This window comes from Nocardia abscessus NBRC 100374 (assembly GCF_000308455.1).
Taxonomy (GTDB): domain Bacteria; phylum Actinomycetota; class Actinomycetes; order Mycobacteriales; family Mycobacteriaceae; genus Nocardia; species Nocardia abscessus.
On sequence record NZ_BAFP01000044.1, the window covers coordinates 15,740 to 29,203 of the forward strand.

A 13,464-nucleotide genomic window follows, 5' to 3' on the forward strand; every position below is an offset into this window, starting at 1 on the left:
CGCTCAGGGCTTCACCGCGGCCGCCGCTGCGCGCAGCACGGTCGCGGTGAAGTCGTCCAGGGGATAGAACAATTCGATGGCCAGCTCCGACAGGGTGACGTCGGCCGGAGCGCCGAAGGTGGCCATCGTGCTGAACATCGACAGTTCGCCCGCCGGGGTGCGGATCCGGATCGGCACCTCGAACGGGCCAGGCGGCGCGCCGTGCTCCGCCGCCTCCGGTGGGTCGGGGTAGCGGGACACCTCGTCGTACAGCGCGGCCAGCTCCGCGTCGCCGCTCGCGCTGACCTGCCTGCCCAGCCGCTCCAGGAACAGTTCGCGCACCTGGGCGAGGTTGGCCAGGCGGGCCGAGAGGCCCTCCGGGTGCAGCACCAGCCGGTACACGTTGGGCCGCGGCGTCCGCACGTGCTCGGGGACGCCGTCCATCAGCACACTCATCGCCGCGTTGCCCGCCACCACGTTCCACAGCCGATCGATGACCACCGCCGGGTACGGTTCGTGCGCGGTCAGCATGGTGTCCAGCGCGGCGCGGACCGAGGTGAGATGGGCGTCGTCCAGGCTGCTCTCCCGGTAGGCGGGCGCGAAACCGGCCGCCACCAGCAGGGTGTTGCGTTCGCGCAGCGGCACCTCCAGCGTGTCGCACAGCCGCAGCACCATCGCGCGGCTGGGGGCGGCCCGGCCGGTCTCGACGTACGACAGGTGCCGTGCGGAGGTGTCCGCCGCCAGCGCCAGATCCAGCTGGCTCAGCCTGCGCCGTTGCCGCCATTCGCGCAGCAGGATGCCCGCTCTCGATGGGGTCTGCACTGATGTCACTCGACCAGCTAAGCACCCGGTCGCGCGGTGCGGCCATGACCTCCGAGGTTATTGAGACACCCACCTTCGGTCAGCAGGGTTTGTGCCGGGAGCCGATCGGCCCCGGCAGATCTACCGACAGGAGTACGAATGAGCACCACGTCCCTGGCCGACCGCGGCAGCAGCGCCGCGTTCCTGCGCGCCGCGCTGCGTGTGGACGGCTGGAGCACCGGAGTCTTCGGCGGTGTGCTGCTCGCCGGAGCCGGATTGCTGCGCGACCCACTCGGACTGCCGATCGGCTGGAGCATCGTGTTCGGCGTCGTCATGGTGGGCGGCGCGCTCGCGTTGCTGTCGATCGCCCGTCGTCCGGCGATCTCCGTGCGTCGAGCGCAGGCGGTCGTCGCCGTCAACGCGCTGTCGGCCGTGGGGATGCTCGGCCTGGCCGGCGCGGATGTGCTCGCCCTGACCGGTCTCGGCGTCGCGTTTTTGCTGGTCGGCGCGGCCACGGTCGCGAGCTTCGCCGGGCTGGAATTCGCCGGGCTGTGCAGGCTCGAGGAACCCGGAATCGTTCCCACCGCGGGGTGACCGGACGGCGACTCCGGTCTCGTCGGCGCGCCGGAAATCCGTTGCGCACGCCGACGCCGAGCACGTAGAGAAGTCCCGATGGACGTCTCCACACCCGCGATCAGGTTGCTCGTTCCCGACGACTGGGCGGTGTTCCGGCGCGTCCGGCTCGCGGCGCTGACCGACGCACCGCAGTTCTTCGGTAGCACGCTGGCCGAGGCGCAGGCCCGCACCGAGAGCGATTGGCGGCACGCGCTGACGGATCGGGCGCAGTTCCTGGCCGAGTCGGGCGGTACCGAGGTGGGTACCGTCGCGGGCATACTCGATCCGGAACGCGGTGGCGTTCACCTGATCTCGATGTGGGTGGCGCCACGGGCGCGGGGAACCGGTGTGTCCGACCGGCTGGTTCGCACGGTGCTGGATTGGGCGGTGACGGGCGGGCACCAGGTGGTCCGTTTGGAATTCGCCGAGCACAATGCCTTCGCCGAGCGGCTGTACCTGCGCCACGGCTTCGTGCGGACCGGGGTGAGTGGGCCGGTCGGCCCAGGCGACCCGCGAACGGAATTCGAGATGGAGTGGCGGCCGATCGAGCCCGGTTTGCCCGACCGTCCCCCGGGTATCCGGGCCTCGACGGCAACCGAGACATCCGTCCCGCATCGCGACGCCGAGGACAGGAGACAGCGATGAACGATCGCAAGCCCGCGGACAAGGGGACCGACGAGGCACCGGGCACTCCGGAGGTCTCCGGCACGTCGCCCGATGCGGTGCAGCCGTCCAACGGCGTGGCCGCCGGAGCGAGCGGGGACGCGGAGCCCGGCGCGGTACGGGGAACGGCGGATGAGCCTGCCAGCAGTGCCGATGCCGGGGTACCGGAAGCCGAGCCGAGCGCAGGTGATGCGGCACAGATTCCGGAGACGGGCCGTGCCGCGGGTGGAGAGCCGGAGACGGTGACCTCGGCGCAGATTCCTGATGTCCCGGCAGCGAAGCCAGGCGGTGCCGCGAGTGCGGCGGGGGAGCCGGAGACGGTGACCTCGGCGCAGATTCCCGAGGCTCCGGCCGCGAAGAAGGGCCACACCCCTGGCGCGGCGGGAAATGCGAAGCAGGAATCCGCGCTGCCGTCGGCCGCGGACGACAGCTGGCACGACACGCCGATCGCGGAGTCCGTGCGACGCGCTACCGAGCGCGCCGAGCAGGTGCAGGCGGACGCCGCCACCGCGGCCGAACGTGGTGCGGCGGGACTTCCCGGCCCGGTGAGCCGCCCGGGCCGCACACTGTTGGAAACGCTTCGCGACAAGCCCATCCTCGCCGCGATACCCGCCTCGGTCCTCGCTTTCATCTTCTGGCGCGCGTTCCGCGGGCGCTGAACCGCGTCACACGCGACGTCGATAGACCTGCCGGGACCCGCCCTCGGGCCCGGCAGCCGCGTCCTCGGCGGGGTGGAAGCCCAATTTCTGGTAGAACGCCCGCGCACCGCTCGACACCGCGCCGGGATGATCGGGCCCGAAGGTGACCGCTTCGAGCGTTCCCGGGCGGAGCACGTATCGGCGGATCGCATCCGCGGTCAACGCCCGGCCGATGCCGTGCCCGCGCGCCTGCTCCGCGACCACCAGCCAGTGCACCCTATAGACCGGCGGCTTCGCGCCGAACATGATGCCGCCGAGCACCTCCGCTCCCGCGGACCGGGCGACGAGCGCCGTACCGCGCTGGACGTGCCGCAGCACTGCGGCACGGAAGTCGGCGTCGTCGGCCGCCGCACCGAACCAGTGCTCGACCTGCCCCGCCAGTTCGAGGAATCCGGCGAGGTCGTCCTCTCGCGCAAGCCTGACAATCATTCGCGCCATGGTGACATCATCGGCCGACGCCGTCGACTCGAGGCGGCCTCAGTTGGCGGTGAGCCGCAGAGCAAGGTCGAGTTTGGTGAGGAAACGTCCGAAGTGTGGATCGGCGTCCGGCAGGGCGAATTCGCCGACATCCCACCAGCGCTCACCGTCGAACTCCCGTGGATCCAGGGTGTGGCCGCCGGTGCGGTCACCTCGGATGACGTACCAGAGGCTGACGTCTTCGTGCGCGGTGCCCGAGCCGACGGTGGTGGTGACGGTGAGGAACAGCGGAACAGGCCCGACCACGTCGAACCGTGCCTCGATGCCGATCTCCTCGGCCGCTTCGCGCCGCGCGGTCTCGAGCGGATGCTCGCCGGGATCGACATGCCCCCCGGTCGGCAGCCACAGCCCGGCGAGGCGGTGCCTGCCCAGCAACACTGCCCGCGCCTCCGGATCGACCAGCACGACATAGGAAACCAGGTGCCGTGGTGGTGTGGCCGGTTTGACCCGCCGGAAGATGTCGTCGGTCGACGCGAGCCAAGCCCGCGTCGCGTCGATGTGCCTTTGCTCCAACGAGTCGAGCGGCTCGATTCGATTCACGATCTCGGCGACCGCGGCGGTGGCGGGATGCATGGCACGGACCGTAGCGCCGGGCACCGACACTCCAGCCGGCACGACAGGTTCGAACTGAGTGGTGTGCGTCGCGGCACGGTCCAGCGCGGCTATGGGCGCCGCGAACTCGACGCGATCCGGCGAGCCGCAGTCGCGTGCGGATTCGCCGCCGCGGGGGCGGCAATGCGGAGATGGAAATGCCTCCGGCGAGGAATGAAATTCATCGAGGCGATGTTTCGCGGCGCGGCGGGGCGATCGTCGCGGGCGGAATGCTCGGGATCGACTCGGTTCACCATGCGCCACCGAAAATGTGGCCCGGCGACAAGGCCGGGCCACGATCACCTAGGGCCGCAGCACCGACACCAGGAATTCCGTCTGGTCGTAGACGGTCTTCTCGAAGACCTCATCGAAATAGATGTCGAAATGCCCGGCCGGATAACGCTTCACCACCGCGTGCTTGGTGCGTTCGGCGGCACGCAGCGCCGATTTCACCGGCGCCACGGAGTCGTCGTCGCACAGCGCGTAGAGCACCGGCATCTTGAGCGCCTTCGCGCGTCGCCCCGGCGCGTCGAAGAGTGCGGAGAATGCCACGCGCGCGGCCACTTTCGGCTCGTAGGTCTCGCTCTCGTCGGTGAGCCTGCGGAACCCTTCCGGCACGTCCGGCGCGCTCATCAGTGCCGCCGAACGCCGACGTCCCGCGAGCCGGATGCCGACCGGCTTGCGCCGGATCGGCCCGAGCAGCAGGTCGGTGGCCGCGATGGTGGAGACCTTGATCAGGCTGATCGGCCCCTTCGCCAGCGCCGAGGACAGGCCGCTGGTGAACGGTACCTGCGCGACCACGGCCGCGATGTAGGCGTCGTCCGGCGCCACCGACAGCACGTGCCCGCCGCCGAACGACGTGCCCCACAACGCGATCCGAGTCGCGTCGATGCCGCGCAGCGTGCGCGCGAACGCGATGGCGGCATGCCAGTCTTCGCGCTGCCGTGCGATGCTCAGCAACTGGCGCGGTGTGCCCTGGCTGGCGCCGAAATGCCGATAGTCGAACACCAGGACCGCCATCCCCGCGGCAGCGAAACGCCGCGCGTACCGATCAAGTCCCATTTCCCGATTGGCCCCCAGGCCGTGTCCCATCACCACTAGCGGGCGGGGTTTGGGTGCGCCATCCGGGCGATATAGCCACGCCGCGCACTGCTCGCTTCCGGAAGGGAAGCCGACCTCGACACGTTCCATGGCCACCAACCGTACCCAGTATCCTGTTCTGGCGGACGAGTTGGTCGGGCGGCCGCGGCGCTGGGAACGGGCACGGTAGTGCCGCCGCCCGGTGCCGAGGAAAGTCCGGACTCCACAGAGCAGGGCGGTTGCTAACGGCAACCCGGGGTGACCCGCGGGACAGTGCCACAGAAAACAGACCGCCCACGGCCTTCGCGGGCCGTGCGGTGAGGGTGAAACGGTGCGGTAAGAGCGCACCAGCGCCCCGGGTGACCGGGGCGGCTAGGTAAACCCCGCCCGGAGCAAGGTCGAAGGTCGCACCGCTCGCGGTGCGGCTGCGCAGGCGCTCGAGGGCTGCTCGCCCGAGCCTGCGGGTGGACCGCTCGAGGCACCCGGCAACGGAGTGTCCAGATGGATGGTCGCCCCCTGGCCACATGGCCGGGGACAGGATCCGGCTTACAGACCAACTCGTCCGCCCGCTACGGCCTGCTTCGCACACCGGCTCGATTCCTCACGCCGAGCGCGCTGCGAGGAATCGGCGGGTGTGCGAAGCACGCCTGGGAGGAGCGGAGGTCAGCACATGAGTTTGGCCATTTGGTAGATCGCTTTGGCTTCCTCGGCGCTGGGTTGGGTGGTGCCGCCCGCGCGCTTGGTGATGTTCGCGACGACCTCGTCCTCGGATTTGCCCGCTTTGATGTCGCCGCAGGTTTCGGACAGGATGCTCGCGATCTTCGCGTCGTCCTTGCCGTCGGCCAGCTTGGGGAACGCGCCGCGGAAGCTGACGACGAACGCGCCCGCCTTGACACTGTCGATCTGGGCGGTGGCCTGCGCCGCCGTCGTGGTGGCGGGGGAGGTGGCGTCGCTGGTCTTGTCGTCCCCGCAACCGGTGAGGAGCAGGGCGAAGAGGGTGGCGCTGGCCGCGAGCGCGGCGGTAGTTCTGGTCACGCAGCGGGATGCTAGCGGCCGACAACCACCGTCGCCTCCCGTCAGGTGAACGGGAGGCGACGAGTAGTGGGAGAACAATCGCGCGGTCAGACCGGGTTGATCACGAAAACCTGGGCCCAATACGCGGCCTGCTCGGGGCCGAGCAGAGGCAGCAGGTAGTCGAACAAAATCGATGACATAGGTGTGGAACTCCCATTTGTTGACGTGCGGGACATTTTCCTGAGGCGCGGGCGAACGCGACGCCCGTCACGGCGGGCCACGTTAGCAGCGCGGGCGCGCTCGCGCCGTCAGGCGAGATTCCGGTCTGTCCGATTCGTGCGGAACTGGCCCAGATCGTGATCGACGTCATAAAGTAGTCGCCGTTGGCAAGGCGCGGTGCGGGGCAGTACCGGGCCATTCATACTTCTATCGCGGGAAAGCAGGTCTCAACACATATGCGAGTAGTTCGCTCCATAGTCGCCGGCGCATTGGTCGCCGGCGCCGCTTCGATTTTCGCGGCGCTGGGTGCGGGTTCCGCCGGCGCGGTCGCGGTGACCCCGCTGCCGGGTGGGGTTCAGGTCGACCTCAGTCCCGCCGACACGGTATTCGTGCACCAGAACAACCTCGGCCTGGCCCTCGCCGGGCTGCCGCACCCGTCCGCCGCCTCGTTCGGTCAGGCGCTGGACGCGGCGGCCGAGGTGTCGTCCTCGGTGCCGGGTGGCCGGGTCACCTTCACCGTCTACGGGCCGTTCGACCAGTTGAACGGCACCATGCTGGCGCTGCAGTAGGACCGGCGCCGAAGCGTGGAACTCCACCAGCGGATCGTCTCGGCACCGGTCGATTTCGGTGCCATACGGTCCGAGTTCGGGCTGGCCTCGGCGTATCCCGCCGAGGCCGGCGCGGAGGCCCGCGACGCGGTGGACGCGTTCGCGGGCTCCCGGGTCGATCGCACGGACATCCCGTTCGTGACGATCGACCCACCCGGGGCCATGGATCTGGACCAGGCCCTGCACATCGATCGCACCCCCAGCGGCTTCACCGTGCACTACGCCATCGCCGATGTGGGTGCCGTGATCCCGCCCGACGGCGCACTCGCCAAAGAGTCCGGCGCCAGGGGCCAAACTTTCTATCTACCCGACGGCACGGTGCCGCTGCACCCGCGCGAGCTGTCGGAAGGGTCCGCGAGCTTGCTTCCCGACCGGACGCGTCCGGTCGCGCTGTGGACCATCGAACTCGACGAGCAGGCCGAACCGGTGCGGTTCACCGTGGTGCGGGCGCTGGCGCGCTCCCGGGCCCGGCTCGACTACTCGCGCGTGCAGGCCGACGCCGAGGCCGGTCGGCTGCATCCGTCCATCGCCGCCCTGCCGGAATTCGGCACGCGGCGCATGGAGGCGGGGCTGGCGCGCGGTGCGATCGGACTGCGGCTGCCTGCGCAAGCCGTCGTCAAGGACGAGCGCGCCGACGGGCACTGGCGGCTGGTGGTCGAACCGCGCACCGCCGCCGACGACTGGAACGAGCAGGTCTCGCTGCTGACCGGTATGTGCGCGGCGCAGATCATGCTGAACGCGGACGCGCCCGCGGGCGAGCGGGTCGCGCTGCTGCGCACCATGCCGCCGCCGTCGGATTCCGCGATCGATTCGATGCGCCGGACCGCGCAGGCGCTGGACGTGGCCTGGCCCGCCGACGAAGCGGTCGGGCGGATGCTGGCCCGGCTGGACCCGAACACGCCCGCCGCGCTGGTGCTGATGTCCGAGGCGACGACCCTGCTGCGCGGAGCCTCCTACACCGTCGTCGACGGCGCGGCGGGCGAGCCGTCCGCACCGGCAGTGCTGCGCCACAGTGCGATCGGCGCTCCGTACGCGCACGTCACCGCCCCGCTGCGGCGGTTGTCGGACCGGTTCGCGACCGAGATCTGCCTGGCCAGGTGCGCGGGCGCCGAGGTGCCGAGCTGGGTGCGGGACGGGCTGGCGGGCGCCGCCGAGGCCATGCGGCGCAGCGACGGCGTAGCGGGCAAGATCGAACGCGCCTGTATCGACCTGACCGAGTCCACCCTGCTGGCGCGGCGGGCCGGCGCGGAGTTCGACGCCGTCGTGGTACGCGAGGCCAACGGGAATCGCCCGGCCGTGGTCTTCATCGCGGATCCGCCGGTGCTGGGGCCGTGCGCGGGCCGTCCGCCGGAAGGGGAGACGGTACGGGTGCGGTTGGTGACGGCGGACCCGAGGGAACGGAAGGTGTCTTTCGCCTACCCGGCGTGAACCGGTGCGGTCACCCGAGGTGACTCATCCCAACAGCGCGGCGGCGGTGGCCGGGTAGCGGCTCAGTTCACGACCGGCCGCCGCGTCCTCCGCGGCCGCGAGAATGTCGTAGAGGCCCGCATCCTCGTCCGCCGCCGCGGCTTCGGCCGCCCGGTGCACGATCGCGCTGTGCGACTCCACCGCGTCGCGATGGTCGCCGAGCACCGTCTGTAGCTTCTTGGCTCGGCGGCCTCGCTCGGCGGCTTCGTCCCCGATCACCTGCTCCGCCGCTTCACAGGAATAACGTAAACGCTTGGCGCTCTTGCGGATATCGTGCAGCAGCTCGACCCGTTCGTGTGGGTCCACGGTGGGCTCGGCGCGGACGAGGGACGCCACCCGGTCGAGATCACGCCGCAGCACCTCCCCGAAGACCTCCGTCGCGGGCGCCTCGGCGCGGGAGTGACGCAGCGGCGGGGCGGTGCGCCACCGGGCCAGTTCGTCATGCAGCTTGCGGTAGCGTTTGCCGTCCAACGCGGCCAGGACCTCGTCGTGAGCCGCGCGATAGCGATCCCGCTCGGCGTTCACCAGACGTGCGGTGACCGCGTCGAGATCGGCGGGCTCGGCCTGCTCGCCGTGCTCGGCCAGCAGCGCGGCGAAGCGATCGGCGCGCACCTCCGCGTCCCGCGCCTCGCCGAGCAAGCCGGCCAGCCACTTGAGTTCGGCGTTCATCGCTGCGGCCGGTTTCTTGACCAGCAGTGTGCCGTAGGACCGCAGCACGCTGCGCAGCCTGCGGGTGGCCACCCGCATCTGATGAACCGAATCCTCCGCGTCGGCCCGGACGTCGGGCTCGGCGGCCGAGAGCCGGTCGATGTCGTCTCGAAGTGCGCCGATCAGCGCGTCTGCGGCCGTGGTCACCGTGCTCACTCCCACTTTCGCGAATCGGTCGGTCGCTTCCACGAGGTGATGGGTGATTCCGGGCTCGTTCGCCGCGTGCCCGGCGTCGTCGACGATGTGCAGGACCGACCCGGGCCAGGCCCGATGCAGTTCCCACGCGCTGACCGCCGGACAGACGATGTCGTGGCGGCCCTGCACGATCACGGCGGGAATGTGCCTGATGGCGGCGATATCGCGCAGCAGCTGGCCCTCGTCGAGGAACCCGCCGTGGCGGAAGTAATGGTTCTCGATTCTGGCGAAAGCCAGCGCGAACCGGGGCTCGGCCGTTTCGGCCACTCGATCCGGCTGCGGCAGCAGCGAACTCGTCGCGCCCTCCCAGGTGGACCAGGCGATCGCGGCCGCGCGGGCGAGATCTTCGTCGGGCGAGTGCAGCAGCCGGTGGTAGACCTCGACCAGGTCCTGGTCGCGTTCGTCCTCGGGTACCGGCGCGAGGAACTTCTCCCACTCGTCCGGGTAGACGTAACCCGCGGCGCCGTTGTAGTACCAGTCGATTTCCTTGCGGCGCAACAGGAAGATTCCGCGCAGCACCAGTTCGGTCACGCGTTCGGGGTGCCGCTGCGCGTACGCCAGCGCGAGCGTGGAACCCCAGGAGCCGCCGAATACCTGCCAGCGTTCGACGGCCAGATGCTCGCGCAGCGCCTCGATGTCGGCGATCAGGTGCCCGGTGGTGTTGTGCTCCAGACTCGCGCCGTCGGCCAGATGCGGGGTGGAGCGGCCACAGCCCCGCTGGTCGAACAGCACGATGCGGTAGGCGGCCGGATCGAAGAATCGCCGGTGGAACGGCGCGGTGCCGCCACCGGGGCCGCCGTGCAGGAACACCACGGGCTTGCCGTCCGGGTTGCCGCTGACCTCCCAGTACACCGACTGACCGTCGCCGACCGCCAGCATGCCGGACTCGTGGGGCTCGATCGCGGGATAGAGGGTGCGCATCGGGCCGGCCGGATCAGAACGCCAGACCGGAGGCCAGATCCGGGATGCCCAGCGCCTCGATGGCCTGCTGACGCACGTCAGCGCAGCTCTTCGTGGTGACGCGGTCCACGATCGGCTTGTCGCCCAGCACCGCGGCGTTGATGCCGCCGTTGCGCAGCGCCCATTCGTGCACCAGCGCGTTCAGCCCGATCTTGCCGAGGGTCCCGCCCTGGATGCGCCAGTTGGACAGCTCCGGCCGGATCATGTCGCACAGCTGGGCCGCGGCCGCGTCGGAGATCTCCGGGCTGGCGGGCGTGACGCTGCCGGAGGTCTTGCCGGGCGTGGCGGTGGCCGACGCCGTGGTCGAACTCGAGCTGCCGGTGGGGTCCGGGCTCGTCTCGCTGCCGCAAGCGGTCAACGCCGCGGCGGCGAGAGCGCCCGCCACCAGCAGGGTGCTGCGTGAAATCCAACGGCTGTACGGCATCGGTACCTCTGGTCGTGTCGGTATTGTCGGCATCGAGTCTGCCATTGATTTCACCGACCGGCCCGAACCCGCCGATTTCGCTGGGAATAGTGCAGCGGAAGTGCCCGCGCAGCTCGTCGAGCAGATCCTGGGGCTGCGAAGCACGGTGAAGGCGCGCGCGTTCGCCTGCACCCACATCGGCCCGGCTCGGTGGAGATGCGGGCCGATAAGGACCAGGCTCGGCGATTGCTTTCCACGGCGGGGCTGTTGATTTCGATGTCGTGGGTGTGGCGCCCGGTCCACGAACGGTTGCGGCGGTCGGCCGAGCCGCGTGACGGGTGCGCGCTGCCCGGCCGGTCGTCGTCTCCTCGGAGCCGTCGGTCAGAAGCTGTGCTCCGGGCCGGGGAAGGTGCCCCGGCGCACTTCGTCGGCGTACGCGGCGGCGGCAGTGCGCAACTCGTCGCCGATGTTGCCGAAGCGCTTGACGAACTTCGCGGTCTTGCCGCTGGTGTAGCCGGCCATGTCCTGCCAGACCAGCACCTGCGCGTCGGTGTCGGCGCCCGCGCCGATGCCGACCGTCGGAATGGTCAGCTTGCGGGTGACCTGCCCGGCCAGCTCGGCCGGAACCATCTCCATGACCACCGAGAACGCGCCCGCCTCCTGGACCGCGATGGCGTCGGCGATCAGCTGCTCGGCACCGTCGCCGCGGCCTTGCACCCGGAATCCGCCCAGCGTGTTCACGCTCTGCGGAGTGAAGCCGATATGCGCCATGACCGGGATGCCCGCCGCGGTGATCACCGCGATCTGCTCGGCGACGCGCTCGCCGCCCTCCAGCTTCACCGCGTGCGCCCCGCCCTCCTTCATGAACCGGGTCGCGGTGGCCAGGGCCTGCTGCGGGGAGGACTCGTAGGTGCCGAACGGCAGGTCGGCCACCACCAACGCGTGTGGTGCGCCGCGCACCACGCCGCGCACCAGCGGGATGAGCTCGTCCACGGTGATCGGTACGGTCGTGTCGTAGCCGTAGACGACGTTGGCCGCGGAGTCGCCGACCAGCAGCACGGGAATGCCTGCCTCTTCGAACAGCCGCGCCGAGGAGTAGTCGTAGGCGGTCAGCATCGCCCAGCGCTCGCCGTCGGCTTTCATCTGCTGCAGGTGGTGCACCCGGGTCTTGCGCGCGACCTTCTTGGGCTCCGCGGGCGCCGCACCGTAGGCAGGGGTTTCCGAATCGGATACGGACATCATCGTCCCTTTCGTCTGTGTCGCCTCGGGGCCCGTCCGGGTCCCCGGGATTGTCTGACGAGATTCAGTGTGCCACCCGCCACGGCGCCGGATTAAGGCCGATGACCGGTGCAATTGGTCACAGCGGCGCGTGGGCTCGCCCGGGTCGGCGTCCAGGTTCGCTCGATGGCAATATCGAGACATGTCGACGGTGCGGAGTAGGCGCGGTGCGCTCGTGATGGCGGTGCCGGCCTTGGTCGCTGTCCTGGTCTCGGGATGCGCCGTCACCCGCACCGAATCGGGTCAGCCGATGCCGGCCGCGCCCACCGGACTGGAGAAGTTCTACGGCCAGGCCGTGCAGTGGGGAGACTGCGCCGACTTCGGCGGACCCGACGACCGGCTGCCCCCGAGTACCCAGTGCGCGCGGATCACCGTGCCGGTGGACTACGCGGCGCCGGACGGCCCGACCGCGCAGATCGCGGTGTCCCGGGTCCAGGCGACCGGACGGCGCGTCGGTTCGCTGCTGATGAACCCGGGCGGGCCGGGGGAGTCCGGGCTCGCGATGTCCTCGCTCGGTAACAAGACGCCGCTGGCCGAGCGCTTCGACCGGGTCGGTTTCGACCCGCGCGGCGTCGGCTCCTCCACACCGCTGATCGTTTGCCAGACCCCGCGGGAACAGGACGCCGAGCGCGCCGAGCCCCAGGAGGACTACACCGGGGAGGGCATCGCCGACGCCGAGGCCGACAATCGCCAGTACGCCGACCGCTGCGCCGAGCGCACCGGGAAGGATTTCCTCGCGCACGTCGGCACCCGCGAAGTGGTGCAGGACATGGACGTCATGCGTGCCGTGCTGGGCGACGCGAAGCTGACCTACATCGGGTACTCCTACGGCACGAAGATCGGCTCGGCGTACGCGGAGAAGTTCCCGGACCGGGTGCGCGCCATGGTGCTCGACGGCGCCATCGACTCCTCGCAGGACCCGGTGCAGGAGTCGCTGCGGCAGGCGGCGGGCTTCCAGAAGGTGTTCGACGCCTACGCCGCGGACTGCGCGAAGCAGCCGGACTGCCCGCTCGGCGCCGATCCGGCGCAGGCGGTGCCGCGCTTCCGCGCGCTGGTGAACCCGCTGTGGGACAAGCCTGCCCCGACTACCGATCCGCGCGGGCTGACCTACGGTGACGCGCTCACCGGCGTGCGCCAGGCGCTCTACACCGACGAGCTGTGGAAGGTGCTCACGCTGGGGTTGTCCGAGCTGCGGGACGGACGCGGCGACACGCTGCTGGCGCTGGCCGACATCTACGACGGCCGCCGCGACGACGGCAGCTACTCCAACACCACCGACGCGTTCAACGCCATCCGGTGCGTCGACGACCCGCGCATCAGCGATCGTGAGGTCACCGCCCGCCAGGACGCGGAGTACCGCAAGGCGGCACCGTTCCTGGACGACGGCCGCGCCACCGGGGCGGCGCCGCTGGAGCTGTGCACCGCGTGGCCGGTGCCGAACACGAGTGAACCGCACCGTATCTCCGTGACGGGCCTGCCGAAGACAGTGGTGGTGTCCACGACCGAGGATCCGGCCACGCCGTACCAGGCCGGCGTCGACCTGGCCGCGCAGCTGGGCGCCGCGCTGATCACCTACCAGGGCAACCGGCACACGGTGGCGCTGGCGGGCGGCGTGCCGTGTGTGGACGACGCGGTCACCGCCTATCTGATCGACCTGACCGAACCCGCTCCCGGCCTCACCTGCTGACCTCGGCGGCGGTTGCTGACG

The 13,464-nt window shown here is 70.4% G+C and carries 14 protein-coding genes, 1 other RNA gene and 1 pseudogene; 7 read left to right on the forward strand and 9 right to left on the reverse strand.

From position 1 onward, the window contains the following. Positions 1-3 precede the first annotated feature (3 nt). Entirely contained in the window at positions 4-810 is an 807-nt protein-coding gene (locus ON19_RS09170; RefSeq protein WP_043689024.1) for a helix-turn-helix domain-containing protein, read from the reverse strand. Between the two features lie 129 nt (positions 811-939). On the opposite strand from ON19_RS09170, the gene ON19_RS09175 reads away from it, so the two are divergent. The 3 genes from ON19_RS09175 to ON19_RS09185 all read left to right on the forward strand — a co-directional run bounded on the left by ON19_RS09175 (position 940) and on the right by ON19_RS09185 (position 2,717). After that, positions 940-1,374, forward strand: a complete 435-nt coding sequence (locus tag ON19_RS09175) for a hypothetical protein (protein ID WP_043689026.1) — start codon at positions 940-942, stop codon at positions 1,372-1,374. A 78-nt stretch (positions 1,375-1,452) separates the two neighbouring features. Then, positions 1,453-2,040 (forward strand): GNAT family N-acetyltransferase, encoded by a 588-nt coding sequence (locus tag ON19_RS09180; protein WP_063709409.1) that lies wholly within the window; start codon positions 1,453-1,455, stop codon positions 2,038-2,040. Continuing rightward, a complete protein-coding gene (locus tag ON19_RS09185; protein WP_043689028.1) occupies positions 2,037-2,717 on the forward strand; it encodes a hypothetical protein in 681 nt (226 codons plus the stop codon). The genes ON19_RS09180 and ON19_RS09185 overlap by 4 nt, the downstream gene beginning before the upstream one ends. A 6-nt stretch (positions 2,718-2,723) precedes the next feature. Here ON19_RS09185 and ON19_RS09190 read toward each other — a convergent pair whose 3' ends face one another. The 3 genes from ON19_RS09190 to ON19_RS09200 form a co-directional block, all read right to left on the reverse strand. Further along, complete coding sequence (locus ON19_RS09190; protein WP_043689029.1) at positions 2,724-3,185, reverse strand: GNAT family N-acetyltransferase; 462 nt, start codon at positions 3,183-3,185, stop codon at positions 2,724-2,726. Positions 3,186-3,233: 48 nt separating this feature from the next. Further along, positions 3,234-3,806 carry an NUDIX hydrolase gene (locus tag ON19_RS09195; protein ID WP_043689147.1) on the reverse strand — a complete coding sequence of 191 codons (573 nt, stop codon included), beginning with the start codon at positions 3,804-3,806 and terminating at the stop codon, positions 3,234-3,236. A gap of 321 nt (positions 3,807-4,127) precedes the next feature. Then, positions 4,128-5,015: an alpha/beta hydrolase gene (locus tag ON19_RS09200; protein ID WP_043689031.1), complete on the reverse strand. Its 888-nt coding sequence runs from the start codon at positions 5,013-5,015 to the stop codon at positions 4,128-4,130. Positions 5,016-5,051: 36 nt separating this feature from the next. On the opposite strand from ON19_RS09200, the gene rnpB reads away from it, so the two are divergent. Continuing rightward, positions 5,052-5,469: RNase P RNA component class A (gene rnpB / locus ON19_RS38805), an RNA gene on the forward strand. A gap of 98 nt (positions 5,470-5,567) precedes the next feature. Here rnpB and ON19_RS09205 read toward each other — a convergent pair. Then, on the reverse strand, positions 5,568-5,939 hold the full coding sequence (locus ON19_RS09205; RefSeq protein ID WP_043689034.1) for a hypothetical protein: 372 nt from the start codon (positions 5,937-5,939) through the stop codon (positions 5,568-5,570). A gap of 434 nt (positions 5,940-6,373) precedes the next feature. Between ON19_RS09205 and ON19_RS09210 the strand changes: the two genes are divergently transcribed. Together ON19_RS09210 and ON19_RS09215 are read left to right on the forward strand one after the other, a co-directional pair. Continuing rightward, positions 6,374-6,706, forward strand: a complete 333-nt coding sequence (locus tag ON19_RS09210) for a hypothetical protein (RefSeq protein ID WP_043689036.1) — start codon at positions 6,374-6,376, stop codon at positions 6,704-6,706. 15 nt (positions 6,707-6,721) lie between these two features. Then, positions 6,722-8,173 carry an RNB domain-containing ribonuclease gene (locus tag ON19_RS09215; protein ID WP_043689040.1) on the forward strand — a complete coding sequence of 484 codons (1,452 nt, stop codon included), beginning with the start codon at positions 6,722-6,724 and terminating at the stop codon, positions 8,171-8,173. A gap of 24 nt (positions 8,174-8,197) precedes the next feature. Here the strand turns inward: ON19_RS09215 and ON19_RS43650 are convergent, their stop codons facing one another. The 4 genes and pseudogenes from ON19_RS43650 to panB all read right to left on the reverse strand — a co-directional run bounded on the left by ON19_RS43650 (position 8,198) and on the right by panB (position 11,717). Then, positions 8,198-9,109 (reverse strand): CHAD domain-containing protein, encoded by a 912-nt coding sequence (locus ON19_RS43650; RefSeq protein ID WP_255218375.1) that lies wholly within the window; start codon positions 9,107-9,109, stop codon positions 8,198-8,200. Continuing rightward, positions 9,089-10,036: pseudogene (gene pip / locus ON19_RS43655) on the reverse strand (prolyl aminopeptidase); the annotation flags it as partial. The pseudogene pip and the gene ON19_RS43650, both read right to left, overlap by 21 nt. A 13-nt stretch (positions 10,037-10,049) precedes the next feature. Next, a complete protein-coding gene (locus tag ON19_RS09225) occupies positions 10,050-10,499 on the reverse strand; it encodes a hypothetical protein (RefSeq protein WP_043689042.1) in 450 nt (149 codons plus the stop codon). Positions 10,500-10,859: 360 nt separating this feature from the next. Beyond that, a complete protein-coding gene (panB, locus tag ON19_RS09230; RefSeq protein WP_043689151.1) occupies positions 10,860-11,717 on the reverse strand; it encodes a 3-methyl-2-oxobutanoate hydroxymethyltransferase in 858 nt (285 codons plus the stop codon). Between the two features lie 181 nt (positions 11,718-11,898). Here panB and ON19_RS09235 point away from each other — a divergent pair, with 181 nt between their 5' ends. Continuing rightward, positions 11,899-13,443 (forward strand): alpha/beta hydrolase, encoded by a 1,545-nt coding sequence (locus ON19_RS09235; protein ID WP_051168677.1) that lies wholly within the window; start codon positions 11,899-11,901, stop codon positions 13,441-13,443. Positions 13,444-13,464: the final 21 nt, after the last annotated feature.